We start from the raw sequence: 26708 nt of genomic DNA, 5'->3' as shown, positions 1-26708 counted from the left end.
GGATGCCTCCTCGGAGGGTCCGTCGCAGGCAGGTGCGGACATGGGTGCCTGCTAGGCTTGGGTGTCGGCGTCAGGAGCGTCCTCCGAGGGGGTCACGACATCCTCGGACGTGGTCGGGTCGGGCGTGTCAGCGGGCGGCTCCGAGGCCGTCACCGGGGATTCGCCCCCGTCGGCAGAGCCCTCCTCGAGCGCCTTGCCCTCGACATCGCCGAGCCCGTCCTTCTCGTCGTCCTGGGAGTTCTCGAACCCTTGCGAGAACTGGTCCCGTGCGGTCGAGAGGAGGTCGCCGGCCTGCTTGGCTGCCTCCTCGACCTTGGGCTTGGCCTGCTCCGCCATCTCCTGGGCCTTGGTTCCCGCCTGCTCCATGAGGGGCTTGGCCTTCTCGGCGGCGTCGTCGAGGAAGGGCTTGGCCTTGGTGCCGGCCTCCTCGGCCGCCCGCTTGGCCTGACCGGCGAGGCTGCCGGCCTTCCTGAAGAGGTCGCTCGCGTCGAATGCCATGTCGCTCCTTTGCGTCGTACGTGCATCATCTGTCTAGATAGTAGTACCCCATGCCGGCAGGTGGAATGCGCAGAGGCCTGCGCGTTCGTACTGCCGAGAAACACCACCATGACCTGATATGGCTATAATGACTGAAAACTTCGACCGGGAGGCATGCCTTGGACGCGAAGCATTTCAGCGAGCACAGCAAGAAGCTTGACCGTGACATGGACTATGAGGTCTATGGGACGAAGGGCAAGATCTGCCTTGCGTTCCCGCCGATGGGCGGGCGTTACACGGACTTCGAGAACTTCGGCATGGTCGCGACCGTCATGCCCTGGATCGAGTCCGGCAAGCTCCAGCTCGTGCTCGTGGATGCCATCGACAACGAGTCCTGGTGTGACGACGATGCAGACGAGCTCGACCGCATCAACCGCCAGGAGGCATGGTTCTCCTACGTGACCGACGAGCTCCTCCCCACGCTCGAGAGGCGCAACCATCAGTTCGACAAGGCCATGGTCACCGGCTGCTCGATGGGAGCGCTCCACGCGGCCAACTTCTTCTTCCGTCGCCCGGACCTGTTCGACACGGTCATCGGCCTCTCGGGCATCTACAACGCGGACTACTTCTTCCCGAACTACCAGGAGCCCCTGGTCTATGACAACTCGCCGTTGGACTTCCTGCCCAACATGCCCGAGGACCATGACTGGATGAGCCTGTATCGTGACTCCGACATCATCTTCTGCGTCGGTCAGGGTGCCTGGGAGGATGACCTCCTCGCCTCGACGCGTCGTCTTGACACGGTGCTTGCCGAGAAGGGCATCCCCGCCTGGTTCGACTATTGGGGAACCGACGTGGCACACGACTGGCCATGGTGGCAGAAGCAGCTCCCCTACTTCATGGAGGAGATCCTGGGCGACCCCTCTGCCAAGACGTCGTACGCGGAGGAGAAGGCCGCGGCCAAGAAGGCCACTGCCAAGAAGCCTGCCGCAAAGAAGGCCGCACCCAAGAGGTCCGCTGCAAAGAAGCCGGCAGCCAAGAAGCCGGTAGCAAAGCCGGCATCCAAGCCAGCGGCAAGGACGGCCGCGAAGCCCGCGACCAAGCCCGCCGCGAAGCCTGCGACCAAGCCAGCCGTGAAGCCTGCCGCCAAGCCTGCTGCGAAGAAGGCCACGCCCAAGCCAGCCGTGAAGCCTGCCGCCAAGCCTGCTGCGAAGAAGGCCACGCCCAAGCCAGCCGTGAAGCCTGCCGCCAAGAAGCCTGCACCCAAGCCTGCAACGCGGAAGCCGACCAAGTAGGGGGTCGGCTGAGCGGTAGCACGTGGTTGCAGCTGTGGGGGTGGTGCCATGAACTTCGTCTTCGTGTCTCCGAACTTTCCGTTGAACTACCGTCGGTTCTGTGACCGTCTCAGCCGCGACGGCGCCACCGTGCTCGGCATCGGGGACGCCTCCTACGACAGCCTCGGTGCTGACCTCCAGGCATCGCTTGCCGAGTACTACCGGGTCGACTCCCTCTCGGACTATGACGAGATGCAGCGTGCCGTCGCATACCTCATCTCGCGCCATGGCGCCATCGACTGGCTCGAGTCGAACAACGAGTACTGGCTCGAGCAGGACGCACGTCTCCGCACCGACTTCGCCATCACCACCGGGGTCGATACGGCTGGGGTCGCCCGTTTCAAGAGCAAGCGGGGCATGAAGGCCTTCTACGAGCGTGCGGGTGTGCCGTCGGCCCGGTCCTGCAAGGTCTCCACGCAGGCGGCGGCCGCGGACTTCGTCCGCGAGGTCGGGGGCTATCCGGTCTTTGCCAAGCCTGACGTGGGCGTGGGCGCCGAGGGGACGTTCAAGATCGAGGACGACGCCGGCCTCGCGAGCTTCTTCGCGGCCAAGACGATGGTCCCATACGTGATGGAGGAGTACGTCACGGGGGACATCTACAGCTACGATGCCATCATCGACCAGGACGGCACGCCCCTCTTCGAGAGCAGCTGCTGCTTCCCACCTTCCATGGCGAGGATCGTCGAGCAGAGGCTCGACTTCACGTACTGCACGCTGCCCGAGGTCCCCCAGCAGCTTCGTGAGCGCGGGCGCGCCACGGTCGCCTCGTTCGGCGTCCGTGCCCGCTTCGTCCATATGGAGTTCTTCCGCCTCGAGCAGGAGCATCCGGGCCTCGGTGGGCCGGGGGACTTCGTGGGGCTCGAGGTGAACATGCGGCCGGCCGGAGGCTACACACCTGACATGATGGACATCGCGCATTCGACCGACGTCTACCAGATCTGGGCCGACATGGTCTGCCACGGGTCGCGGACGCTACCGAGGAGCGGCGACGACCAGTACTGCGTCTATGTGGGCCGCCGTGACATCCATACCTACCGGCATTCCTTCGACGACGTCCTTGCCCGCTTCGGGGGAGACGTCCGGATGTCCGGGCGTATGCCTGATGCCATCTCCGATGACATGGGCAACGAGTTCTTCATGGCCCGCGAGCCCGACGAGGCTGCGATGGAGGCATTCAAGGGATACGCCCTGGCCTAGGGCCGAGCTGGCCCGTCGTCGTGTTCCAGGAGGGACAGGACGAGGTCCTTCGTCATGGGGTAGGCCTCGGGGACCTTGGAGGCGCGGGGACCGGCAACGTTGAGCGTGATGCCGCGTCCGACGCCCTCGAGCCACTTCCGTGCGCCGGCGAGGTCCTCGGGCTTGGTCGCGACGAACACGGGCCTGCCGTAGTCGTGCGCGTACTCGACCGTCATGGCCGTGCCGCTCTTGGGCTCGAGCCCGTCGGGGGCCACGATGAGCGTGGCATGGCTGTCGCGCACGTTCCAGGCCGTCCGCTGCACATAGCCGGCCGACGGGGTCTCCCTGAGCTCGGGGTAGCCCGACATGACCCCAGGCTCGTCGGGGAGGTCCTCGGCAAGGCCCCCCTTCGGGCACCATCCGCAGATGGGAACCCCCGCCTCGCGCGCGGCATCGAGTCCCGCCCGGTCCGCCCCGGTCTGCCCGCCGCTGCGGACGAATGACACGAGCTCGACGTTCGCCTCGATGTCGTCCTTCTCGGCCTGCTGGGCTGCGATGGTCGCATCGTCCACGGGGTCAGCGGCACGTGCCGCCGACCACTCCTCGCGGGTGAGCCTCGTGAGGTACTCGGTCCTGACGTCGCCCATGATGGGCCGCACGCGGTCGTGGAGGATGTGGTGGGGCTTGAGGCCGACCTTCTCCTGGACGCGTCGACTCCTGTCGTTGCCCTCGTCATAGCCGCACCACACGGCCTTGATCCCGAGGTCGACGAAGGCATGGCGCATGAGCTCGACCACGGCCTCGGGCATGTATCCGTGACCCCAGTGGCTGCGTCCGATCCAGTAGCCGATCTCGGCCTCGTCGGGAGGCAGCCCGATGTCCGACGTGTCGCCCATCATGAGGCCGATGCTGCCTACGGGGCGGTCGAGAAGGGCGTGGCGCTTGATGACGATGGCATAGCTCTCGGGGGCGGCCAGGACGTCGCGGATGACCTGGCGGCTCTCGGCGACGTCCTTGTGGGCGGGCCAGCCGGCGACGGGGCCGACGGCTGGGTCCTTCGCATGCGAGAAGAGCGCGGGGGCATCTGACTCGTGCCAGGGTCTGAGGATGAGACGTGCGGTCTCGAGCTGGGTCATGGTCACTCCGTTTGCGATGGGATGGGTCTAGTCGCGACGATAGGTCGCGCAGTTGAGCGGCGTCTCGTAGACGTCGACCTGCGAGACGGGCAGGCCCTTCTCGGCCAGGCGGTCGAAGAAGTGGCGTGCGAGGTTCTCGGCGGTGGTCCGGAAGGGCAGGATGGTGAGCGAGAAGCCCTCCTCCTCGAGGCACGCCATGGTCTGGGGCTTGAGGGTGCCCTCCTCCACCAGGAAGGTGTGGTCATACTCCGCCGTGAGCTCTCGCAGCGTTGCCTTGAAGCGGCCGAAGTCGAGCACCATGTCGCGCTCGGTGCCGGCATCTCCCAGGTCGTCCTGGCTTATGTAGGCGACGACGCGCCAGCGATGACCGTGGAGGTTCTCGCACTTGCCGTGATAGTCGGCGAGGAAGTGCGCGCTGTCGAAGTAGCTCTCGGTCTTGAGTCCGTACATGGGGCCTCCTTGGGTCAGGGTGCCTCTCAGGGTAGCGCAAGCGATGGGGTGGTGATGGGCTAGCCCCTCGGCCTCGCGTCCTCGGACAGGCGGTCGCTCACGGCCGCCTCCCAGGTGCTCATGAGAGCGCCCGTGGGGCAGGCCGACTTGCAGGCCCCGCACCGCACGCAGTCGCGGCTGTTGGGGGTGGCGTGGGCGTCGATGTCCATGGGGCAGGCCGCATGGCAGGCCCCGCAGTCGGTGCAGGCATGCTCGTCGACCTGGTAGCGATAGAGCGCGATCGGGTTGAACAGGCCGTAGACGGCACCGAGCGGGCAGAGGTAGCGGCAGAAGGGGCGCCAGAGCACCACGGAGGCGAGCAGGCACGCCACGAGGATGGCGACCTTCCAGTCGAAGAGCCAGCCCAAGGCTGCCTGGAGGCCAGGGTTGGCGGCGACGAGGGGGATGCCCGCGAAGAGGGTGCCGGACGGGCACAGGTACTCGCAGAACCAGGGCTGGCCTTGGCCCGCCAGGTCGAGCACGGTGAGCGGCAGCACGATGACGAGCAGGCCCAGGACCACGTAGCGCAGGCGTCTCGCCCAGCGCTCGCCGGGAAGGACCTTGAGCTTGTGGGGGAAGGGGATCTTGTGGAGGAGGTCCTGCACGAGCCCGAACGGGCAGAGCCAGCCGCAGACGAGGCGGCCCAGCAGCGACCCTACGAGGACGAGGAACCCCGTCACATAGAACGAGGCCCACCGGCCGCGGCTCGCGAGGACGGCCTGCAGCGACCCTATGGGACAGGCGCCCACGGCCCCGGGACATGAGTAACAGTTGAGGCCCGGTACGCAGACGGCCTTGCTCGGGCCCGTGTGGATGGTGCCCTCGGCGAATCCGGCGAGGTCGGCATTCGAGAGGAACGTGGCCGCAGCCTGGACCACCAGGCGTGCGTGCCCGTGCAGGAGCGGTCGGCGCCCGTCTGTGTGGGATGTCCTAGCCAAGGCCGATGCACTCCATGCAGACCTGGGAGGCCTTGCGGAAGACGACCTGGGCCTCCCCACCTTGCACGCCGATCACGATGAGCACGACACCAGCGGCGGCGACCACGAGTGCCAGCGGGCTATGGCGGACGAGCGAGATGATCCTCCTCATGAGGTCACCGCCGCCAAGGTCTCGTCGATGATGGCCGCCCAGGCGTCCTTGCTCTTGGCACCCGTATAGGTCCTGCCGACCTGCGTGCCCGTCTCGTCGACGAAGATGGTCGTGGGTACGGCCGTCGCCGTCCTGATGAGGGGATAGAGGTCGGACGAGGGGACCAGGTGCAGGTAGTCGGCCCCGGTGGCCGCGACGATGCTCTTGGCGGTGCTCACCTGGTCCGAGCTGATCGAGCCATCGGAGTTCAGTGTGTCGGACACCACGCCGATCACCTGGAGACCCTTGTCGGCATAGTCGTCCGAGAGCTCGCCCAAGGAGCCCATCTCCCTGATGCAGGGGCTGCAGTAGGTGGCCCAGACGTTGACCATGGTGAGCCTGTGGCCTTGGAGGGCCGACTGGTCATGCGTGATGCCGTCGAGGTCATCTGCCGAGAAGGTACCCAGGATGGCCGAGTCCGCCTTGGTCACGGCCGAGGTCGAGGTGGCTTCTGACGAGGTGGTCGCGGTCGAGGCGGCACCTGCCGAGCCGCAGGCCGTGATGCCGAGGGTGGCGAGGGCGAGGGCCGCGACGAGCGTGATGCCGGGCAGTGACGTGCGGGGGCGTCCGTGGGACATGGTCGTCTCCTATCATGGGGCATACCATATGATTACCTACAAGGTAACATATAGTATGCCCCACGGGGGAGGAACGCAAACATGCGCGGTGGGCGGCCTTAGGCTGCGCTCGAGGACGACTTCTGGCCAGGGGCCTGCCCGCTGCCCATGCCACCAGAGGTCTGTCCGCCGCCCATGTTGGTGCCGCCGCCCGAGATGCTGCTCTCGATCGTGCTGTCGAAGGTGACCTGCGTGCTCGTGCTGCCGTTGCTCACGGTATAGGTGGAACCCTGGGTCAGGTCGGGCGAGCTCACGATGACGCAGCCGTACGACGCGGCGACCGTCGTGCGTGCGATGGTGGTGCCGGACGAGTCACTCACGGTGATGGTGTCACCCGCCGAGCCGGAGAGGGTCACGAGGCCCGTGCACTGCGTGCCGTCGGTGAAGTTCTCGGCCATGCCGGTCGAACCCGCGGCGAGGAAGGTGCCGCCCGAGATCGTGGCCCCCGTGCCATAGTCCAGCGAGCTGTTGCCACCGCTCTCGGGGCCATAGACGTAGGTCGTGCCTCCGGTGACGTCGACGGTGCCGTTGGAGTCGATGCCATCACCCGAGGCCGTGATGGTGAGGGTGCCACCCGAGATGGTGACCACGCAGCTGTCGTCCGTGTCCATCATCATGCCGCCGCTGCTGGCGTTGGCGGAGTCGTTGGAGTGGAAGTCCTGCATGGCACCACCCTGCTGGCCACCCTGGCCCGAACCCGTGGAGGTGGTGGTGTTGCCGGCCGCGACCTGGTCGGTGCTCGTGTCGCCCGAGGCGTCGGAGGATGCGGCGTTGATGCCGTCATCGCTCGAGACGACGGTCACGTCGCCTCCCGTCAGCGCCACGGTCGTCCCCTCTATGCCCTCGTAGCTCCTCTCGACGTCCACGGTGCCGCCGGCCACGAGGGTGGCCCCGTCGGCATGGATCGCGTCATCGCCCGCGTCCAGGGTGAAGGTGCCGTCCTGGATGTAGACGAAGCCGCCGACGGTGTCGTTGGAGTCGGCATGGATGGTGTCGTCGTCAGAGGTGAGGGTGTAGGTCCCGCTTGCGATGCGCACGCTGTTGTTGGCCTTCAGGCAGGCTCCCGAGGCGTCGGCCTCGAGTGTCACGCCGGCGCAGACCAGGTCGTCCTTCGAGACTATGCCATGGCCCCCCTGGGCGCTGACCTTCAGGGCGCCGGTCCCGTTCACGGTCAGGTCGTCGTGCGAGAAGACCACGGCGTCGGCCTTCTCGTCGGACGGGTCGGCCACGGTCCCGCTCACGGAGAGCGCGTTGGTGGTCCCGTCGGCCATGGTGAGGAAGACCTTGTCGGCCGTGGCCACGCGGATGGCGGGCAGGGTCGAGTTCTGGATCGTGGCGCCGTCGAGGACGAGCTGGACCTTGTCGGTGTCCTCGGCTGCGACCACGACCTGCACGTCGGTGCCGGAGCCGGTGATGACATAGGTGCCCTCGTCGGTGATGGTGATGGTGCTCCCGTCGATCGAGACGCCCGAGCTCGAGGTGCTCGTGGCGCCTGAGCCCGAGAGGGTGATGGTGGCCGAGGTGCTGTCGGTCTTGCCCGAGAGGTCGCGGTCGGTGAACATGCTCGTGGTGTCGAGGTCGGTCGCGGCGACGGTCGTGGTCGTGCCGGTGTCGGTGGTGGCATCGGACGACGTGGAGGCCTCGGTCGAGGATGCGGTCGTCGTGGCAGCCGTGGTCGTGCCGCTGCCCGAGCAGGCGCTGAGGCCGAGTGCGAGCACGCAGGTGAGGGCGAGCGCAGGCGCGGTCCTGGTCCTAGAGCTCATAGCCGACCTCCTCCTGGGGATGGGTGATCGAGATCTCGAGGTTGCCGTTGCGGCAGCGCAGCTGGTCGATGAAGGCCTGCTGGGCATCGTCGTTGTGCATGACGATGGCGTAGGTGAGCTTGTACATGCTGCCCATGTTGGTGGTCTTGACGCCCATGAGCTCATGGGCCGAGGTGAACGTCTCGAAGAGGTCATCGAACTCGCCCACGTAGTCGAGGCCCTCGGGGATGGTGATGGCAAGGGTGAGCTTGCCGGACCCCTCTCCTCCCAGGCCGATGCGGTTGTAGAAGAGCATCACGAAGCCCAGGACGACGGCGAACAGGACCGCATAGCCCAGGTATCCCATGCCACAGATGAGGCCGGTGCCCATAGCGAGGAAGATCGAGCAGATCTCGCGGGCGGTGCCGGGGGCCGAGCGGAAGCGGACGAGGCTGAAGGCGCCGGCCACGGCCACGCCGGCACCGATGTTGCCGTTCACCATCATGATGACGACGCAGACGATGGCAGGGAGCAGGGCGATGGTGGTCGTGAAGCTCTTGGAGGCCCTGCTCGACCGCGCATGCACGTAGGCGAGGAAGAGTCCGATGAGCAGCGCGACGCCGACGCAGGCGAGGAACCCACCTACCGAGAGCGTCTCGGTGGTGGTGGACGTGGTGGCGAAGACGCTCGAGAAGAGGTCAGGCATAGCGAAGGCTCCCTAGGTGGTCAGGATGGGTGTCATGGTCAGACTCGGCCCCCATGTTCGGGAGCGTGGCAAGGTGGAGGGCCGCCGGGGCAAGATGTGCCGCCTCGTCGGCCATGAAGGCACGGCCTACCTTCGAGAAGGACGTGGGGCGGACCCGGAGCCGGTCGAACAGGTGGGTGAGCCAGAGGGGGGCCGCGAAGGCGGTCTTCAGCTCGAGGAGGCCCTCGCCGGTCCCGAGCAACGGTGAGCCCTGGGGGGAGGCGAGGCCCTCGGTCCATGAGCTTCCGCCGTCCGGGGTGCAGGCATACCAGCGGATGTCGGTGTCGAGGGTCATCCTGAGGTCGGAGCCGTCGCTGGCGAGGAAGGCCTTGCGCAGGTAGGTGATGCAGAAGGCAGGGGACATCCCGCGGTAGCGTCCGAGGAGGTAGTCGATCTCGGAGAGGATCTGGCGGTCGGTGGGACCTGCGTCATGGCCGTCGGGGGGCAGGAGCCTGTCACAGCGATGGTCGGTGAGCGCCGACAGGGTACCTGCGGCCCTCACCGCCACGCGGCGCTTGTAGACGATGCCGCGGCACTTCTTCTTGATCTCGACGAAGGCCGACGAGTCGGGCATGACCGGTCCGTAGGCGCGCACGCGGAGCTTCTCCTTGTAGGGGCCACCCTCGAGGGAGCGCCGGCAGAGCAGGCCCGTGGGCGTGTCGAAGTAGATGCTCGTGACCATGGATTGGCCATGCTCGTCCAAGGCCATGCGGTCCTCCATCGCGCCCTCGAGCGCGCCGCGCTCCTTGGGGCCGAGGAGGTACTTCACCTCGTTGCGCTTGAAGACGAGCTGGTTCGGGGGAAGGGTGTCTGCCATGTCCGTCGCTCCTCGTCCGGTGGGGTGTGCGTGGCACGGGGAGGCACGTCGAGATGGGGGATGCTGCCTTCCCATCATCAGAGTAGGGGGTGGAAGGGCAGGTGAGAGGACAGTTCCCCCGAATGCTCGCCGCTTGCGCAACGTTTTTGGGGAGCTGAATTCAAGGTGCCAGGAAGCTGAAGGGGCAAGGTCGTCCACCGGTCTGAAGAAGGGACCCGCAGCGGCCCCGGATGGGCTGCTGCGGGTCCCTTTGGAGGACTGTGACCAGGGTGCTAGTCGGTGAAGTACGCGACGCCACCCTCGATGAGCGGCTGGAAGCAGTCACCGGGGACGTTCTCGTAGAGGCCGTGGCCGCTACGCTCGGTGTGACCCATCTTGCCCAGCACACGACCGTCGGGGCTCGTGATGCCCTCGATGGCGTCGACCGAGCCGTTGGGGCACACGTCGAGGTCGAGCGACGGCACGCCGTCGGCGTCCACATACTGGGTCGCCACCTGGCCTGCCCCCTCCAGACGCGCGAGCAGGTCGGGGCTTGCGACGAAGCGTCCCTCTCCATGGCTGATGGCCACGGTGTGGATGTCGCCGACCTCGCACTTGCTGAGCCACGGTGACAGGTCGCTCGCCACGCGGGTGCGCACGAGTCGGCTCTGGTGACGTCCGATGGTGTTGAACGTGAGCGTGGGGCAGGCGTCGTCCATGGGGCGGATGTCGCCGTAGGGGACCAGCCCGAGCTTCACGAGCGCCTGGAAGCCGTTGCAGATGCCGAGCATGAGGCCATCGCGTGCCTGCAGCAGGTCACGTACCGCCTCGGTGACGGCCGGCGCGCGGAAGAAGGCCGTGATGAACTTGGCGGACCCGTCGGGCTCGTCGCCGCCCGAGAAGCCGCCGGGCAGCATGACGATCTGGCTGCGACGGATCTCGGAGACGAGGGCCTCGCAGCTCTCGGCCACGCTCTGGGGCGTGAGGTTCTTGATGACGAGCGTCGAGACGTCGGCGCCGGCACGCTCGAAGGCGCGCGCGGAGTCGTACTCGCAGTTGGTGCCGGGGAACACGGGGATGATGACGTGCGGCCTGGCCACATGGGTGGCGCTGTGGCGCTCATGGCTGCCCGACTGCTGGTGGTTGAGGGTGGTGACCGTCTCGCCGGCGGCGCGGTACGGGAAGACCTCCTCGAGCGGTCGTGCCCAGGCCCCCTCGAGCTTGGCGAGGTCGATCGTCTCGCCGGCAGCCACGAGCTGGTAGGACTCGGTGGTGTGGCCGATCTGGACCACGGCGACCCTCTCGGTCGCCTCGGGCAGCGTGGCACCGTCGGCAAGCTCGACGACCATGGTGGCATAGGCCGGGTCGAACAGGGCGTCCGCCGGGAAGTCAGCGGCCAGCTCGATGCCGATGCGGTTGCCAAGGCAGCTCTTGAAGAGCGCCTCGGCCATGCCGCCGTAGCCTGGCGTGGTCACGGCACGTGCGGAGCCGTCGGCGATGAGTCCCTCGACCATCGAGAAGGCCTCGAGCACGCCGGCCGCCTCGGGCATGAGGCCGCCATGGGCGTAGCGGGGGACGAGCGCCACCAGGCGCGAGCCGGCCTGCTTCCACTCGGGGGAGGTCACGTGGTCGACGGTGCCCACGGCGGTGGCGAAGCTCACGAGGGTCGGTGGCACGTCGAGCTGCTCGAAGCTTCCGCTCATGGAGTCCTTGCCGCCGATGGCGCCCACGCCCAGGTCGACCTGGGCCATGAGGGCTCCGAGCACGGCCGCGCAGGGCTTGCCCCAGCGCTCGGCCTCGTCGCGCAGGCGCTCGAAGTACTCCTGGAAGCTGAGGTAGGCGTTCTCGTGCTCGAAGCCCGTGGCCACGAGCTTGGCCATGCTCTCGACCACCGAGAGGTAGGCGCCTGCGAACTGGTCGGCCTCCATGAGGTAGGGGTTGAAGCCCCAGGCCATGCCGGAGCAGGTGGTCGTCTCGCCGTCGACGGGGAGCTTGGCGGCCATGCCGAGCGCCGGGGTGAGCTGACGTGCGCCGCCGAAGGGCATGAGGACCGTGGCGGCACCGATGGTGGAGTCGAAGCGCTCGGAGAGGCCCTTGTTGGAGCAGACGTTGAGGTCGCTCACGAGGGAGGTCATGCGACTCTCGAGGGTGTCGCCCTCCCACGTGCGGGAGTAGGGCTTGGCCGCCTCCACGTGGACGCGCTGGTGCTTGGGGGCGCCGTTGGACGAGAGGAACTCACGGCTCACGTCCACGATGGTGGCGCCGTCCCATGTCATCGTGAGACGCTTCTGCTGCGTGACCGAGGCGACGACGGTGGCCTCGAGGTTCTCGTCATGGGCATAGCCGATGAAGGTGTCGACGTCCTCCGGGGCGAGCGCCACGGCCATGCGCTCCTGGCTCTCGGAGATGGCGAGCTCGGTGCCGTCGAGGCCCTCGTACTTCTTGGGGACGCGGTCGAGGTCGATGGCCAGGCCGTCGGCCAGCTCGCCGATGGCCACGGACACGCCGCCTGCGCCGAAGTCGTTGCAGCGCTTGATGAGGCGGCAGGCATCCTCGCGGCGGAACAGGCGCTGGAGCTTGCGCTCGACCGTGGGGTTGCCCTTCTGGACCTCGGCACCGCACTCCTCGAGGCTGTCGAGGTTGTGGGCCTTGGAGCTTCCCGTGGCACCACCGATGCCGTCACGGCCGGTACGCCCGCCGAGAAGCACGATCACGTCGCCGGGCGCCGGCTCCTCGCGGCGCACGTGGTCGGCCGGCGTGGCTCCCACCACGGCGCCGATCTCCATGCGCTTTGCGGCATAGCCCGGGTGGTAGAGCTCGTCGACCTTGCCGGTGGCGAGGCCGATCTGGTTGCCGTAGCTGGAGTAGCCGGCCGCGGCCGTGGTCACGAGCTTGCGCTGGGGGAGCTTGCCGGGAAGGGTGTCGGCCACGGGGACCGTGGGGTCGGCCGCGCCGGTCACGCGCATGGCCTGGTAGACGTAGCTGCGGCCCGAGAGCGGGTCGCGGATGGCCCCGCCGATGCACGTGGCGGCGCCACCGAAGGGCTCGATCTCGGTGGGGTGGTTGTGGGTCTCGTTCTTGAAGAGGAAGAGCCAGTCCTGGTCCTCGCCGTCCACGTCGACCTTGACCTTGACGGTGCAGGCGTTGATCTCCTCGGACTCGTCGAGGTTCTTGAGGACACCCTGGTGCTTGAGCCACTTGGCGCCGATGGTGCCCATGTCCATGAGGCAGACGGGCTTCTCGTCACGCCCGAGCTCGTGGCGCATGGCCAGGTAGGCGTCGAAGGCCTTCTGCACGATGTCGTCGTCGATGGCGACGTCGTCGAGGATCGTGCCGAAGGTGGTGTGGCGGCAGTGGTCCGACCAGTAGGTGTCGATCATCTTGATCTCGGTGATGGTGGGGTCGCGCTGCTCGCCGGTGAAGTACTCCTGGCAGAAGGCGAGGTCGGCGAGGTCCATGGCAAGGCCGCGCTCGTCGATGAAGGCCGCGAGCGCCGCCTCGTCCATGGTGCGGAAGCCGGTCAGGGTCTCGACGGTGGTGGGCACGGCCACGTTCATCTTGAGGGTCGCGCGCGTCTCGAGCGAGGCCTCGCGGGCCTCGACGGGGTTGATCACGTAGGACTTCACGGCCTCGACGTCTTCGGGCGTGAGGGTGCCGGCGAGGTAGTAGAGCTTGGCCGAGCGCACGTCGGGACGGGCTCCCTGGCTGATGAGCTGGATGCATTGGCTGGCGGAGTCGGCACGCTGGTCGAACTGCCCAGGCAGGTACTCCACCGCGAAGACGGTGGCGCCGGCAGCGTCGGGCTGGTCGGTGGTCGCGACGTCGACCTGGGGCTCCGAGAAGACGGTGGGGACGCAGGTCGAGAAGAGCCCCTCGTCGATGCCCTCCACGTCGTAGCGGTTGACGATGCGGACCTGCGTGAGGCCCGAGATGCCGAGGATGCCCTTGAGCTCGTGTGTGAGCTGGGATGCCTCGACGTCGAATCCGGACTTCTTCTCAACGTAGATACGGGAGACCATGGCAAGACCCTTCCAGGTGGGCGTGCTCCGATGCGACCCTCTTATGGTACGACGGGGGCGCGCCTGCGGGGAGGGCAAATCGGCCTGATGTGACCGGCCCGTTACGTGACGGCGCCATGAGGCATGGCACGATCTCATCACCGCCGAGAAGGGCCCGCCGGCGTTCTGCCGACGGGCCCCCGATGCCTCGTCTCGTCTCGGCGCTACTGCATCGAGAGGTACCTCTCGCCGGTGTCGGGCAGGATCGCCACGATGGTCTTGCCGGCGAACTCGGGGCGCTTGGCCAGCTGCACGGCAGCCCACACGGCGGCACCTGACGAGATGCCCACGAGCAGGCCCTCGTTGTCGGCGAGCGTGGCCTTGGTGGAGACGGCCTCGTCGGACGGCACGGGCAGGATCTCGTCGACCACGTCGCGGTCGAAGTTGCCTGGCACGAAGTTCGCGCCGATGCCCTGGATCTTATGAGGTCCGGCAGCGCCTCCGGCGAGCACCTGGCTCTCTGAGGGCTCCACGGCCACCACGTGCACGCTGGCCTTGTGCTCCTTCAGGAAGCGGCCGGTACCAGAGACGGTGCCACCCGTGCCCACGCCGGCCACGATGGCGTCCACGGCACCCTCGGTGTCGCGCCAGATCTCGGGGCCGGTGGTCTCGTAGTGGGCCTGGGGGTTTGCGGGGTTGTCGAACTGCCCGGCGATGATGGAGCCGGGAGTGGCGGCCTGGAGCTCCTTGGCCTTGGCCACGGCGCCGGCCATCCCGTCCTTGCCGGGGGTGAGCACGATCTGGGCACCATAGGCGGCAGCGAGCTTACGGCGCTCGATGCTCATGGTCTCGGGCATGGTGAGGACCATCTTGTAGCCGCGGGCTGCCGTGAGCATGGCAAGGCCCACGCCGGTGTTGCCGCTGGTGGGCTCGATCACGGTGCCGCCGGGCTTCAGCGTGCCGTCATTCTCGGCGGCGTCGAGCATGGCCTTGGCCACGCGGTCCTTGACCGAGCCGCCGGGGTTGGTGGCCTCGTACTTGCCGAGCACGTGGGCGGCGCCGTCGCAGAGGTCGGACAGGTCGATGAGTGGGGTTTGCCCGATGAGGGCCTCTACGTGGTTTGCTACGTGCATGATGACCTCCCTGGTCGTTGCTTCCGGACGAGTGTACGCCAGACCATGGCCGAGTCGTGTCGTGGGCCGTCGCCGTCCGTTGGTGAGACAGTGTGCCACTTCAAGACCTAGTAAACAAGTAGGAATTAAAGAGTTTCTCTTTCGGACGGGCCAAGACCGGCTGATGCCGACGCTCGGAAGGTGGAAGGTGGAAGGCAGGGCATGGGTGGGGACGGCCAGGCCCCTCGGCCCACCTGTGCCATCTCGTGTGACCGTGGCCTAGAGGAGGTCCATCTCCCGTGCGGCCGTCTTGGCCTGTGCTCGCGACGAGACGTCGAGCTTCTGCATGATATGGCTTACGTGGGTCTTGACGGTCGGGAGCTTGATGTCCAGGACCTCTCCGATCCGTGCGTTCGACATGTCGCCGGCGAGCAGCCTCAGGACCTTCTGCTCGGTAGAGGTGAGCGGTTCCAAGAGCTTATGGCGAGGTTGCAGATAGCGCGGGTAATAGGTTGCCCTGAGCCGGGTGTCTGACATGACGTCATCGAACCATTCGGGGTCCCCTCCGTAGCCGCAGCGCTCGAGGAGCGGGAGGATCGCGATGCCATACTGCGAGATGGGCCGAACGTATCCGAACTCGTGCGCCCCCTCCAACGCCTTCGCCAGTTCCATCGACCAGCTCGACGGGACGGGGCCTGGAGCATATGGGGACCCTTGGTGGGGGACCTGGTCCGGAGAGGGGGCGTGCATGTGGGCATCGGACGCGCCCCGTGCCTCGCTTGGGCATGCCGCCCTGTAGAGGGCGATTGCGGTGAGCGCATGGAGGCCGATGAGGTCGATGGTGCGATTGCATCTCTCGAAGACGGTGCGCCAAGGGGCCATCGCCAGGAGTACTGCCTCGTTCTTGCCTTCGGCAAGGTAGGCCAATGCAAGGGTCTGATAGAGGTACCGATCCATGCCATAGGGGCTGAGCGTCACCTTCGGTGCCCGTGTCGCCAGCCATCTCTTCCACGTGGCGCCATCTCCTTGGTAAAGGGCGATACGGACGATGCTCGCCTCGATGTTGGGGAGGAAGGCGCTGTCGCCATCGGCGAGGAACTGCCTTTGAAGGTCGGCTACGAGGGAACGTGCCTCCTGTGGGCGATTCCGAGCGATGTGGATGCGAGCGAGAAGTCCGACGATGGCATACTCGATGTCGGGCGTCCCCCTGAGCCTTACGTCCGGGACGCTTGATGCGAGGCTCACGATGTACGGACTGACCTCCTCGCCCTTCTCGAAGAGGCTCTCCGTGATGGCGCAGAGCGGGAGTCCCGCCCCGTCCTTGCCGAGGAGGCTCACGATGGGCTTGGCCATCGTCTTGTAGAGCAGTCGGTCCCGACCGACCCAGGCGCTGAAGTCCCTTCCCCCGTTGAGAATCGAAGGCAGGCCGCTCGTGACCGAGAACGAGAAGGACTCGCGGTCGAGCAGCCCCGAGGCGATCGCCTTGACCATCGAGATGATGAGCCCGGTCTCCTGGCCGGAGGTCCTTTGTAGGAGGGCCATGTCAAGGTAGTAGAGGTCGGACTGGGCCTGCTTGCGATCTTGGGGAGTGGTATCAGCCGAGCTCACGCATTCGCTTAGGACGTCATACCAATGGTCTGACCTTTCATAGTTCCCGAACAGCATCTCGGCCATGCTGAGTCCGGACATGAGGTCCGGAGACACACGGGCCTCTTGGTCCGTGAGCGAGAAATAGTAGGGCGCAAGCTCGCGATAGCTTCCCATGCGAGGGTTCTTTCTGGAGTGTCGTGAAAGGAGCTCGATGACCTTCTCACGGTTCTCGTAGAGGTCGTAGCACTTGACGGCATCGACGATGTCTCCCGATGCCTCGAAGTACCCCGCGGCGTTCGAGTAGACCTCCTCGCGCTCGTCCGACGACCAGTCCTTACGCATCCTCCAGAGGAGGTACGACTGGAAGACGGACCAGAATGAGAGGGTCGACAATGAGTTGGTACGGAACATGCGCGTCTCGACCCGTAGCCTGGCTATCATCTGTGGGGCCCGGGAGTCGCCTGTCAGCGCGACTGCGAACCCATCGTCGAGGTGGTCGAATGGCGCAAGGCACAGGAGCAGGTGCCTCTCGTCCGCGGTGAAGGCCCGATAGACCATCTCGTCGTAAAAGGAGTAGAGCCGGAGCATGCTCCGTTCCTTGAGCTCGTCCGAGAGGACGAGGTCGTTTCCCCTTGCGTGCTGCTTGCGAAGACCCTCCATGAGGATGCTTGTCAGCAGGGGATATCCCTTTGTGTATCCAATAATCTCATGGAGCAGATCGTCCGTATGCTTGGCATGACGGCCATCGAACAGGCGCCTGAGCGACGCCTCGTCGAGGACGAGATCCTCTGGCTCGATGGTCAGCGTCTGGCGGGCGGCCTCGAAGGAGGACAGCCATGCCGGCAGAGGGCAGCGGCCGCAAAGGACGAACAGCGTCTCTGGATGAGTGGCGATCAGCTCGGCAAGGACGCGCTGGTCGGATGGTGATGCAAGGAGCTGGAGGTCGTCAACCAGGACGGCATCGCGACGACAGGTGCCCCTGCGGACGCCCCTGTCCCCAGGGGGAAGAGTCGTCTCGCCCCGGTCGCTCACGGCGTGGCCGTCTCTTCCGATGCCGCTCTCTATATGTTCGGCCAGGTCGGCCTCGGAACCATGGCATTCCACAAACGGGATGCCGTATAGACGAAGGAGCCCCCGTGACTGGACGGACTTGCCGCAGCCAGTGGGCGCGCTGAACATGATGATGCGGCACCCCTCGACTGCGTCACCGAACAACTCGCAGAGGTCGTCAGTGAGGTATGTGCTGGTGGGAAGGGGAGACATGCTGGTTCCTCGCAAAGAAGCACCGACACAGCCAGCGGCGTGTCGGTGCTTCGGCGTACGATGGACGACAAGGCCATGAGCGAAGAACCATGGTACATCTTTCATAAAAGCATGTTGTTTGTATTATGCAATCATGTTTGCATACTCGCTGACGCCTTGGAGGATCGAGAACGCCTGCGAGATGTCGCATGGGACGAAGGTGGTGTTGAAGTCTGCCGTCGCACCGTCGGTCGTCGCGACGGAGCCCGTGACCGCGATGCTGCCGTCGTCATTCGTGCTCACGCCGATGGCGCAGGCGTTGCCGGTCACGGCGTCGGTGACGGTGATGATGTTCCCGTCGACCTCGGTCGGCCCGAGGAAGCTCACATAGTCGCCCGAGCTCGTGATGATGAAGAGCCCGGCCTTGCTGCCGTCCGCGTTGCAGATCCAGTAGACGGCCTCGCCGGCCTCGTCGGTGCCCACATAGGCCTCGGCGATCTCGCTCTCGCTGATCGAGAACTCGGTCGTGTCGCTCTCGGTGGACTCGCTGGTCTCGCTCGTCGTCGTAGCCGAGGACGACTTCGAGGTCGTCGCCGCGCTCGTCGAGGTCCGCCGCGCTCGTCGAGGCGGTGGTGCTGCTGGTGCCCGCTCCCGATGCGTTGCTCTGCGTGGTTGAGCCGCAGCCGGCAAGCGGGAGGCCCATCAGGGTCAGGGCGACGCCAAGGACGGATGCCTCATGGATGATGTGCTTGTTCACGCTGGTTCCTCTCATTCTTGTACAGGCATCTTGTCAGCCTGTAATTGCTGGGTTCCGACTTGGTCAGAGGCCAAGGGCCTCAAGCTCGTCGGCAGTGGCCACGACGAGCTGCTCGATGTGCTTCGCATTCTTGCCCATGATCGACTTCATGCCGAAGATGCCCCCGGTGACCTGCTCGAGCACCTCGTTGGCCGCCATGTTCCCGGCGCCCACAAGCTCCGACTTCTGAACCTGGATCTTGTTCTTTCCGGCCATCATGACCCAGACCTGGTTCTGTCGGTCGAGCGGCGGGAACACGATGATCTCGGTGAGGCCGTTCTTCGCGAGCTTCGGTGCCCCCGCCTCGAACTCCTCGTCCTTGATGCGCTCGAAGAGCTCCTCGTTGCTCGCATAGGAGTTCTTGGTCCTTACGGTCTTGAGCTTGAATCCGAATGCCATCCTGTCCCCTTTCCTGGTCGAAGCCTCCTTGGCGGGAGACTAGCCGAGGGGCTCGCAGGGAGCCTCATACCAAAGTATTTGAGAGGGGGGTTGTGCCAGAAGGTACGCATCCGTTGCTGTGGAACGGTACCCCTCCATAATCCTACCAAATAGGTGTTGTTATCTGTCACATGCTGGATTAGAATCCCATACGACAAGTAGGATTAATACGCGTGCCGAGAGGCACATTCGGACAGGGAGGCACATATGCCCCAGGAAGTCATCGACGGCGCCATGTCAGGGACCCGATGCCAGGGCGGGGAGGACCTTCTCGTCGTCTCGGGCCTCACGGCCTCGGCGGGCAAGAAGGAGCTGCTCCATGGCATCGATCTCACGCTCGGCCATGGCGAGTGCCACGTCCTCATGGGCCCCAACGGGGCCGGGAAGTCCACGCTCGGCCATGTCATCATGGGCGACCCCGCCTACGTGGTGGGCTCCGGCAGCGTCGTGCTCGACGGCCAGGACCTCACGCATGCCACGCCCGACGTCCGCTCGCTCGCGGGCATCTTCCTCTCGTGGCAGGCTCCCGTGGAGGTGCCAGGCGTCCAGCTCTACAGCTTCCTGCGCACGATCTGCCAGAAGCGCCCCGAGCTCAAGATGGGCGGGCGGGCCTTCCGAGCCCACCTCTCGGAGCTCTGTGCGCGCCTCGACATGGACGAGTCATGGCTCACGCGCGACCTCAACGTGGGCTTCTCGGGAGGGGAGCGCAAGAAGGTCGAGATGCTCCAGCTGCTGCTCCTGCGTCCCAAGCTCGCCATCCTGGACGAGACCGACTCCGGCCTGGACGTCGACGCCCTGGGCGTGGTCTCGGCCGGCATCGAGGCCTATCGCGCCGACTGTGCGGGCACGCTCCTCGTGATCACGCACAACACGCGCATCCTCGAGCGCCTCGACGTCGACCGTACCCACGTCATGGTGGACGGCCGCCTCGTGGCCGAGGGTGACGCGAGCCTCATCGGCCGGATCGACGCGGAGGGCTTCGAGCGCCTCGAGGCATCCGTCCCACAGATGGCGGCCTCGCTATGAGCGCGGTCGCCGAGGTCGACGCGAGCCTCTACGACTTCGTGAAGCCCGAGCCTGCCAGCGCGGGCTACGAGCGCTTCGCCGACGGCCTCACACCCGAGGTCGTGGAGCGCATCTCGAGGCGCAAGGACGAGCCCTCCTGGATGCTCGACCTGCGGCTCGCCTCGCTCGAGACCTACCGCAAGCTCGACATGCCCAGGAACTGGGGCCCCTCCATCGCCGGCCTCGACATGGACCACATCTCGACCTACGTCACGGCCAACGCGGGCGAGTCGGCCGACTGGGACGACGTCCCGGCCGACATCAAGGACACCTTCGAGCGCCTGGGGATCCCCGAGGCCGAGCGCACGAGCCTGGCCGGCGTGGGCGCCCAGTATGACTCGGAGCTCGTGTACCACAACATGCGCGACGAGGTCGCAGAGCAGGGCGTGGTCTACTCGGGCATCGAGGAGGCGCTCCATGGTCCCTACGAGGACCTCATCCGCGAGCGCTTCATGCACCTGGTGCCGGCCAGCGACCACAAGTTCGCGGCCCTCCATGGTGCCGTGTGGAGTGGCGGCTCCTTCGTCTACGTGCCTGCGGGCGTGAGCCTGGACTTCCCGCTCCAGAGCTACTTCCGCCTCAATGCTGCGGGTGCCGGCCAGTTCGAGCACACGCTCATCGTGGTGGAGCCGGGGGCGAGCCTGCACTTCATAGAGGGTTGCTCGGCTCCCAAGTACAACGTGGCCAACCTCCATGCCGGCTGCGTCGAGCTCTATGTGGGGCGCGACGCCCATCTGCGCTACTCGACCATCGAGAACTGGTCAAAGAACATGTACAACCTCAACACCAAGCGGGCGCGCGTCGAGGCCGGCGGCGACATCGAGTGGGTCTCGGGGTCGTTCGGCAGCCACGTGAGCTACCTGTATCCCACCTCGATCCTGGCTGGCGAGAAGGCCACGTGCGAGTTCACGTCCATCACCTTCGCCGGTGGCGGGCAGGACCTCGACACCGGCTGCAAGGTCGTGCTCGCGGCTCCCGACTGCACGGCGTCCGTCTCGACGAAGTCGCTCTCGAAGGACGGCGGCGTCTCCACCTTCAGGAGCGCCGTGGTGGTCACGCCCGAGGCCGCCCATGCCACGGCCACGGTGAGCTGCCAGTCGCTCATGCTCGACGACCGTAGCCGCTCGGACACCATCCCGGCCATGGACGTGCGACGCGGTGACGCCCAGGTGGGCCATGAGGCCACGATTGGCCGCATCTCGGACGACACGGTGGGCTACCTCATGGCTCGCGGCATGACCGAGCAGGAGGCCCGCACCCTGGTGGTCAACGGGTTCGCCAACCCCATCTCGAAGGAGCTGCCGCTCGAGTACGCCGTCGAGATGAACAACCTCATCAAGCTCGAGATGGAAGGGGCCATAGGATGAGCACCGTCACACTCTCCGGCGTGGATGCCACGCCGACCCAGACCTGGAACCGACTCCGCGTGAACGACACGACCCTCGAGGTGCCGGCGCCGGCCTCCTCGAAGAGGGAGGTCGTGCTCGACGGGCGGGTCGCGCGGGTCAGCTGCGGCGCCGGCCCGGAGGCCACGGCCTGGCTCGACGCCATGGCGCCCCGGGCCCGCCTCATCGAGGTGCCCGCGCGCACGACGGCTCACCTGGAGCTCCGCATGGACGCCACGACGCCGGTCCGCTCGTGCGGCATCATCGTGGGCGAGGGGGCGACCGTCCACGTCACCGTGGTGGCAGCCGACGCCCAGGCCTCCAAGACCTTCGGCTCGCAGCTCCGCCTCGTGCTCTCCGCACGTGCCCACGTGGACGTCACGTCGGTCGTCGCCCTGGGCGAGAGGGACCAGTACCTCGACAGCCTCGGCGCGACGCTCGGCACGGGTGCCCATCTGGACGTCACGCAGTACCTGCTCGGCGCGGGCACGTCGGCGCTCGGGAGCCTCGCGGACCTCGCCGGTGACGCCTCGAGCGCGCGCCTCACCATGCGCTACCTCGCAGACGAGGCCCACTCGGTCGACTTCGGCCAGCAGGTCTGGCAGCGGGGGCATGACACGCGTGCCCACATCGAGGCCTCGGGCGTGGTGGGGGAGCATGCGGCCAAGTCGAGTCGCCAGACCATCGACCTGCGTCATGGTTGCAAGGGGTCGCGGGGGCAGGAGTCTGAGGTGGTGGTGCTGGCTGGCGAGGACGTCTCCAACCGCTCGCTTCCCACCATCCTCTGCGACGAGGAGGACGTCGCGGCCGACCACGGCGCCACCATCGGCACCGTCGCGGGCGAGCAGCTCTCCTACCTGGTGGCCCGTGGCCTCACGCGGGCCGATGCCGCCGCGTTGGTGCGCGAGTCGCTGGTCCGTCGTGCGGCCGACAAGACACATGGCCCGGCGCGCGAGGCGGTGGTCCGCTTCGCCGGCACGCTGGATGCCGACCTTGCGGCCGACCTCGTACCAGCCACGTCGGCCGCAGGGGAGGCGACCAGGTCATGAGCCGTCCCACGGATGCCTCCGACATATCGACCAACCCCTACCGGGCGGACTTCCCGCTGCTGGCGGGTCATCCCGGCCTCACCTACCTCGACACGGCGGCCACGGCGCAGCGCCCGGCTGTGGTGCTCGACGCCCAGCGCCGCTTCTATGAGACGATGAACGCCAACCCGCTGCGGGGCCTCTACCCGCTCTCGGTGGCGGCGACCGAGGCCATCGATGACGTCCGTGGCCATGTGGCCCGCTTCCTGGGCGCCGCGGACCCGAGCGAGGTCGTCTTCACCCGCAACACCTCCGAGTCACTCAACCTCGTGGCCTCGTCGCTGGGCGGCTCCGTGCTCCAGTCGGGCGACGAGGTCGTGGTCTCGATCATGGAGCACCACTCCAACCTCGTGCCCTGGCAGCAGGTCTGTGCAGCTACGGGGGCCCATCTGGTCTTCCTGCGCCCCGACGCCCAGGGCCGCATCACCGAGGGCGAGATTGCCGAGAAGATCGGCCCGCACGCACGGGTCGTCTCGGTCGCGCACGTCTCGAACGTGCTCGGCTGCGAGCTGCCCGTCCCGGCCATCGCCCGCCGTGCCCATGCCATGGGAGCCACCGTGGTGCTGGACGCGGCACAGTCCGCGGCCCACATGCCGCTCGACGTCGTCGCGCTCGGGGCCGACCTCGTGGCCCTCTCGGCCCATAAGCTGGGGGGTCCCATGGGGGTGGGCGTGCTCTGGGGCAGGCGCGAGCTGCTCGAGGCCATGCCGCCCTTCCTCACGGGCGGCGAGATGATCGACTCCGTGACGGAGGGTGGCGCGGTGTGGGCCCCCGTACCGCAGAAGTTCGAGGCGGGCACGCAGGATGCGGCGGGGATCTATGCCACCGGCGTCGCGCTCGACTACCTCGAGGGCATCGGCTGGCAGACCATCGAGGCGCGGGAGGCCACGCTCGTGGCCGCGCTCATGGAGGGGCTTGCCAGCCTCACGGACGCCGCCGGCAATCGAATCGTCGAGCTCGTGGGCTCGCCCGACCCGACGGCGCACCATGGGGTCGTCTCGTTCAACCTCCGCGGCATCCATCCCCACGACGTGGCGGGCATCCTCGGCGACGCGCGCGACGTGGCGATACGCGCGGGGCACCACTGCGCGCAACCGCTGCTTGCCTGGCTCGGGCTGGGCACCTGCTGCCGCGCCTCCGTGGGCATCTACAACGACCGGCGTGACGTCGACGCCCTTGTCGACGGGCTCGCCTACGTATGGGAGGTCTTCCATGGCAACGACTGAGAGGAACGTCTCGCAGGGGTCGGCCTCGCTCTATTCCGGTGCCCTCATGGAGCACGTCACCAACCCCGACCATCATGAGGAGCTCGCGCGGTCGTGCTGCAGCCATGAGGGCGTGAACCCCAGCTGTGGCGACGACCTCACGCTCTCGCTCGAGCTGGCCTCGGACGGCACCATCGCGGACGCCGCCTGGCAGGGCACGGGATGTGCCGTCTGCCAGGGATCTGCCGACATGGCCTGCGATGCCATGCTGGGGCGTACCCCCGCCGAGGCAGCCGAGGTATGCCATCTCTTCGGGGAGATGGTCCGCGGCGAGGTGAGTGACCCTGCGGCGCTCGAGCCCCTCGACGAGGCGGCCTCGCTCGTCTCGGTGGCCCATATGCCCGCGCGCGTGAAGTGTGCCGAGCTGGCGTGGCGCACGCTCGAGGAAATGCTCGCGGATGGGGAGCCTGCGAACGTCGCGGCGCCCCGGCTGCGCTAAGCTGGACATACGACGGAAGGGGGCACGATGGCTGGCATGTTCTCGACGAAGGGTCGCTACGCGTTGCGCGTCATGGCGGACCTTGCCGTCCATGACGGGTGGGTCTCGCTCGGCGACGTGTCGCAGAGGCAGGACATCTCACGGAAGTACCTCGAGCAGGTCATGCACCTGCTCTCCCTGGCCGACCTGGTCAGCTCCCAGCGTGGCAAGGGCGGCGGCTACAAGTTGTCCCGTGCGCCCAAGGACTACACGCTGGGCGAGATCCTCCGTGCTGCCGAGGGCGGGAGCCTGGCGCCGGTCGCCTGCCTGGACTGCACCTCCTCAGAGCTCTGCCCCCGTGCCGAGACCTGTCCCACGCGTCCCATGTGGCGTGAGCTCGGCGAGGTCACGGCAGGATATCTCGACGGCAAGACGCTCGCGGACATCGTGGAGACGTCTTGACCGAGCGGCGGATGTGGGACGATCACGTGGCTGCGAACCCCGATGCCGCGGTGGCCGGCCATGGGGCATGGGCCTTCTCGCCCGACATGCCGGTGGTGTGCGAGGAACTCGTGCGCGTGTGGCCCGCGGACGGGGCCGTACGATAGACCGCTCCACCGTCCATTGCCCCTCATCCGTCGGTCTCCTGCCATCCGCGGGGGACCGACGGCCGTTTCGGACTATCCTGTGAGGAACGGCACGCGACCAAGGAGGCCCCATGACACAGGACGACTTCGCGCAGCTCGTCCGTTCCTCTCGCTCATGCCGACGCTTCGACGAGGAGAACCCCGTCACGTCCGAGGACCTCCTCGCGCTGGTGGACGTCGCACGCTTCGCTCCTAGCGCCAACAACCTGCAGCTCCTGCGCTTCTATGTGACAGCCGAGGCAGAAGAGGTAGCGCGCATCGAGGCATCGCACCACTGGGCAGGTCTCATCGCCGACTGGGACGGCCCTGCCGCTGGCGAGCGTCCCACGGGTTACATCGTGATCTGCATGCCGGCGGGCATGGAGGACAAACCCCTCCACAACCTCGACGCCGGCATCGCGGCGCAGACCATCATGCTGGCCGCGACGGCGGCAGGCATCGGCGGCTGCATGATCAAGAGTTACAGCGCCTCTCTCGGGGCTGATCTCGGCCTTCTCGAGAAGGGCTTCGCTCCGGTGCTCCTGCTCGCCTTGGGGCGCCCTGCCGAGACCCCCGTGCTCGAGCCGGTGGACGCCGACCACGGCCAGGCCTACTGGCTTGACGAGGCCGGCGTGAACCACGTCCCCAAGCTGGAGCTTGACGACCTGTTGGTATAGGCGTGGCGTGCGGGGGTATGGCAGATATGCAGGCAGGGGCAACGGGCTCCCTGCGACAGGACGTCGGGGGTGGGCATGTACTCGTTTGACAGCACGGTGCGCTACAGCGAGACGGACGAGTCGGCCCATCTCTCCGTGCTTGGGCTCATCAACTACCTGCAGGACTGCTCGACGTTCCAGGCCTGCTCGATCGGCCGGGGCTTCGACTACATGCGCGAGAACGGCTTCGCCTGGCTCCTGGCCGCATGGGATATCGAGATCGTGGATCTTCCTGCCTTCGCCGACCATATCCGCATCTCGACCTGGGCCAAGTCCCATGACCGCATGTTCGGCACCCGATGCTTCACGGTGACGGGTGACTCGGGTGACGTCCTCGTGCGGGCCGAGTCGCTGTGGTTCCTCCTCGATACCGAGAGGAACCGTCCCCTGCCGATGCGCGAGGAGGAGTTCCAGGCCTATCTCGACCCCGCGGCGCCGGACCTCGGCATGAGGCCCATCAAGCGGCGCATCCCGGTGGAGGGCGAGGGCTCGCCTCGCGACGCCATCCTGGTGAGCAGGGCATACCTCGATACCAACCATCACGTCAACAACGCCCAGTACGTCGAGATGGCCCTTGCGGCGCTTGACGACCAGAAGGCCCATGGCAAGGCCCCCAGGGAGATTGACGTCCAGTACTGCACGGCGGCGGTGCTGGGTGACGTCATCGTGCCGTCGGTCCACATGACCGAGGACGGCTGCGTGGTCAACCTGACCGACGAGGCGGGCAAGTCATATGCGGTGGTACGCCTGCGCGTGTAGGGGCCGGGTTCGTCTCCACCTAGGGTCACCATCGCCAGGCAACGTGCATGTCGGCCCGCGTTGCCTGCCCAGAGTGACCGATGGTGCCCCACATGGCCCCGCCCAGGGTCACCATCGCCAGGCAACGTGCCCACCGACTCGCGTTGCCTGCCCAGAGTGACCGGCGGCCGCCCACCCCGCATCCCCATACGTTGCGACGTGGCCATCACATGCGTCTGCTACCGTCGGTGCCAACAGACGAGGCCGCGTCCGGCCAGAGGGGAAGCATCATGGCAGAGAGCATCCTGATCAAGGACACCACACGCGAGCAGCGGGTCGAGATCATCCGTGCGTCGCTCGATTTCTGCGGCGAGGGCTGCGAGACCTGCAGCGGCTGCAGCCTGGGTGCGGGCGACCAGTTCGACCGCTTCCAGCCCTATGTCGATGGCCTCAAGGAGATCAGCGAGATCAACGCAGAGCAGGCCGCTCGTCACTACGAGCTCGGCGGCGGCATCCGCTAGGTCACGACCCCGCGGCGGGCCCCGGCGACCATGGTGGGCTGCGCCGCCCGTGCCGTGCTGCCCTTGCCAC

At 66.9% G+C, this 26708-nt stretch carries 26 protein-coding genes; 12 read left to right on the top strand and 14 right to left on the bottom strand.

From position 1 onward, the window contains the following. Positions 1-51: 51 nt before the first annotated feature. On the bottom strand, positions 52-498 hold the full coding sequence (locus tag LKE50_00130) for a hypothetical protein (protein ID MCH3967051.1): 447 nt from the start codon (positions 496-498) through the stop codon (positions 52-54). A gap of 158 nt (positions 499-656) precedes the next feature. Here LKE50_00130 and LKE50_00125 point away from each other — a divergent pair, with 158 nt between their 5' ends. Then, positions 657-1772: an alpha/beta hydrolase-fold protein gene (locus LKE50_00125; GenBank protein ID MCH3967050.1), complete on the top strand. Its 1116-nt coding sequence runs from the start codon at positions 657-659 to the stop codon at positions 1770-1772. A gap of 48 nt (positions 1773-1820) precedes the next feature. Continuing rightward, positions 1821-3008, top strand: a complete 1188-nt coding sequence (locus tag LKE50_00120) for a hypothetical protein (protein ID MCH3967049.1) — start codon at positions 1821-1823, stop codon at positions 3006-3008. On the opposite strand, the gene LKE50_00115 is transcribed toward LKE50_00120, so the two are convergent. From LKE50_00115 to LKE50_00055, 13 genes are all read right to left on the bottom strand, one after another. Further along, positions 3005-4123 (bottom strand): GNAT family N-acetyltransferase, encoded by a 1119-nt coding sequence (locus LKE50_00115; GenBank protein MCH3967048.1) that lies wholly within the window; start codon positions 4121-4123, stop codon positions 3005-3007. The genes LKE50_00120 and LKE50_00115 overlap by 4 nt on opposite strands. A 27-nt stretch (positions 4124-4150) precedes the next feature. Next, positions 4151-4573 carry a 6-carboxytetrahydropterin synthase gene (locus LKE50_00110; protein MCH3967047.1) on the bottom strand — a complete coding sequence of 141 codons (423 nt, stop codon included), beginning with the start codon at positions 4571-4573 and terminating at the stop codon, positions 4151-4153. A 59-nt stretch (positions 4574-4632) separates the two neighbouring features. Continuing rightward, on the bottom strand, positions 4633-5550 hold the full coding sequence (locus LKE50_00105) for a 4Fe-4S binding protein (GenBank protein MCH3967046.1): 918 nt from the start codon (positions 5548-5550) through the stop codon (positions 4633-4635). Then, a complete protein-coding gene (locus tag LKE50_00100) occupies positions 5543-5701 on the bottom strand; it encodes a hypothetical protein (GenBank protein ID MCH3967045.1) in 159 nt (52 codons plus the stop codon). The genes LKE50_00105 and LKE50_00100 overlap by 8 nt, the downstream gene beginning before the upstream one ends. Continuing rightward, a complete protein-coding gene (locus LKE50_00095; GenBank protein MCH3967044.1) occupies positions 5698-6318 on the bottom strand; it encodes a TlpA family protein disulfide reductase in 621 nt (206 codons plus the stop codon). Before LKE50_00095 ends, LKE50_00100 begins: the two co-directional genes overlap by 4 nt. A 98-nt stretch (positions 6319-6416) precedes the next feature. After that, positions 6417-8120: a carbohydrate-binding domain-containing protein gene (locus LKE50_00090; GenBank protein MCH3967043.1), complete on the bottom strand. Its 1704-nt coding sequence runs from the start codon at positions 8118-8120 to the stop codon at positions 6417-6419. Continuing rightward, a complete protein-coding gene (locus LKE50_00085) occupies positions 8110-8805 on the bottom strand; it encodes a DUF4956 domain-containing protein (protein ID MCH3967042.1) in 696 nt (231 codons plus the stop codon). The genes LKE50_00090 and LKE50_00085 overlap by 11 nt, the downstream gene beginning before the upstream one ends. After that, complete coding sequence (locus LKE50_00080) at positions 8798-9661, bottom strand: polyphosphate polymerase domain-containing protein (GenBank protein ID MCH3967041.1); 864 nt, start codon at positions 9659-9661, stop codon at positions 8798-8800. The genes LKE50_00085 and LKE50_00080 overlap by 8 nt, the downstream gene beginning before the upstream one ends. Before the next feature lie 272 nt (positions 9662-9933). After that, positions 9934-13659: a phosphoribosylformylglycinamidine synthase gene (locus LKE50_00075; protein ID MCH3967040.1), complete on the bottom strand. Its 3726-nt coding sequence runs from the start codon at positions 13657-13659 to the stop codon at positions 9934-9936. 203 nt (positions 13660-13862) lie between these two features. Continuing rightward, a complete protein-coding gene (gene cysK / locus LKE50_00070) occupies positions 13863-14771 on the bottom strand; it encodes a cysteine synthase A (GenBank protein MCH3967039.1) in 909 nt (302 codons plus the stop codon). 258 nt (positions 14772-15029) lie between these two features. Beyond that, the gene (locus LKE50_00065) at positions 15030-17603 is read right to left on the bottom strand and encodes a LuxR C-terminal-related transcriptional regulator (protein MCH3967038.1); all 2574 of its coding nucleotides are present in this window, start codon (positions 17601-17603) and stop codon (positions 15030-15032) included. Between the two features lie 123 nt (positions 17604-17726). Continuing rightward, a complete protein-coding gene (locus LKE50_00060) occupies positions 17727-18272 on the bottom strand; it encodes a hypothetical protein (protein ID MCH3967037.1) in 546 nt (181 codons plus the stop codon). Between the two features lie 130 nt (positions 18273-18402). After that, the gene (locus LKE50_00055; GenBank protein MCH3967036.1) at positions 18403-18777 is read right to left on the bottom strand and encodes a hypothetical protein; all 375 of its coding nucleotides are present in this window, start codon (positions 18775-18777) and stop codon (positions 18403-18405) included. 246 nt (positions 18778-19023) lie between these two features. Between LKE50_00055 and sufC the strand changes: the two genes are divergently transcribed. From sufC to LKE50_00005, 10 genes are all read left to right on the top strand, one after another. After that, positions 19024-19842, top strand: a complete 819-nt coding sequence (gene sufC / locus LKE50_00050; GenBank protein ID MCH3967035.1) for a Fe-S cluster assembly ATPase SufC — start codon at positions 19024-19026, stop codon at positions 19840-19842. Then, the gene (sufB, locus tag LKE50_00045; protein ID MCH3967034.1) at positions 19839-21248 is read left to right on the top strand and encodes a Fe-S cluster assembly protein SufB; all 1410 of its coding nucleotides are present in this window, start codon (positions 19839-19841) and stop codon (positions 21246-21248) included. Before sufC ends, sufB begins: the two co-directional genes overlap by 4 nt. Further along, positions 21245-22315: a SufD family Fe-S cluster assembly protein gene (locus LKE50_00040; protein MCH3967033.1), complete on the top strand. Its 1071-nt coding sequence runs from the start codon at positions 21245-21247 to the stop codon at positions 22313-22315. Before sufB ends, LKE50_00040 begins: the two co-directional genes overlap by 4 nt. Further along, on the top strand, positions 22312-23580 hold the full coding sequence (locus tag LKE50_00035; protein ID MCH3967032.1) for a SufS family cysteine desulfurase: 1269 nt from the start codon (positions 22312-22314) through the stop codon (positions 23578-23580). Before LKE50_00040 ends, LKE50_00035 begins: the two co-directional genes overlap by 4 nt. Next, complete coding sequence (locus tag LKE50_00030) at positions 23567-24058, top strand: SUF system NifU family Fe-S cluster assembly protein (protein MCH3967031.1); 492 nt, start codon at positions 23567-23569, stop codon at positions 24056-24058. The genes LKE50_00035 and LKE50_00030 overlap by 14 nt, the downstream gene beginning before the upstream one ends. A gap of 27 nt (positions 24059-24085) precedes the next feature. Next, a complete protein-coding gene (locus tag LKE50_00025; GenBank protein MCH3967030.1) occupies positions 24086-24499 on the top strand; it encodes an Rrf2 family transcriptional regulator in 414 nt (137 codons plus the stop codon). Then, positions 24496-24645: a hypothetical protein gene (locus tag LKE50_00020; GenBank protein MCH3967029.1), complete on the top strand. Its 150-nt coding sequence runs from the start codon at positions 24496-24498 to the stop codon at positions 24643-24645. Before LKE50_00025 ends, LKE50_00020 begins: the two co-directional genes overlap by 4 nt. Before the next feature lie 110 nt (positions 24646-24755). Beyond that, entirely contained in the window at positions 24756-25340 is a 585-nt protein-coding gene (locus LKE50_00015) for a nitroreductase family protein (protein MCH3967028.1), read from the top strand. A 75-nt stretch (positions 25341-25415) separates the two neighbouring features. Then, complete coding sequence (locus LKE50_00010; protein ID MCH3967027.1) at positions 25416-26138, top strand: thioesterase; 723 nt, start codon at positions 25416-25418, stop codon at positions 26136-26138. Between the two features lie 269 nt (positions 26139-26407). Beyond that, complete coding sequence (locus tag LKE50_00005) at positions 26408-26638, top strand: hypothetical protein (protein ID MCH3967026.1); 231 nt, start codon at positions 26408-26410, stop codon at positions 26636-26638. Positions 26639-26708: the final 70 nt, after the last annotated feature.

The sequence above is a fragment of the Atopobiaceae bacterium genome (assembly GCA_022483015.1).
GTDB lineage: Bacteria > Actinomycetota > Coriobacteriia > Coriobacteriales > Atopobiaceae > JALCUE01.
Note: the sequence above shows the minus strand (reverse complement) of the source record. Positions and strands in the feature narration are given on the sequence as shown.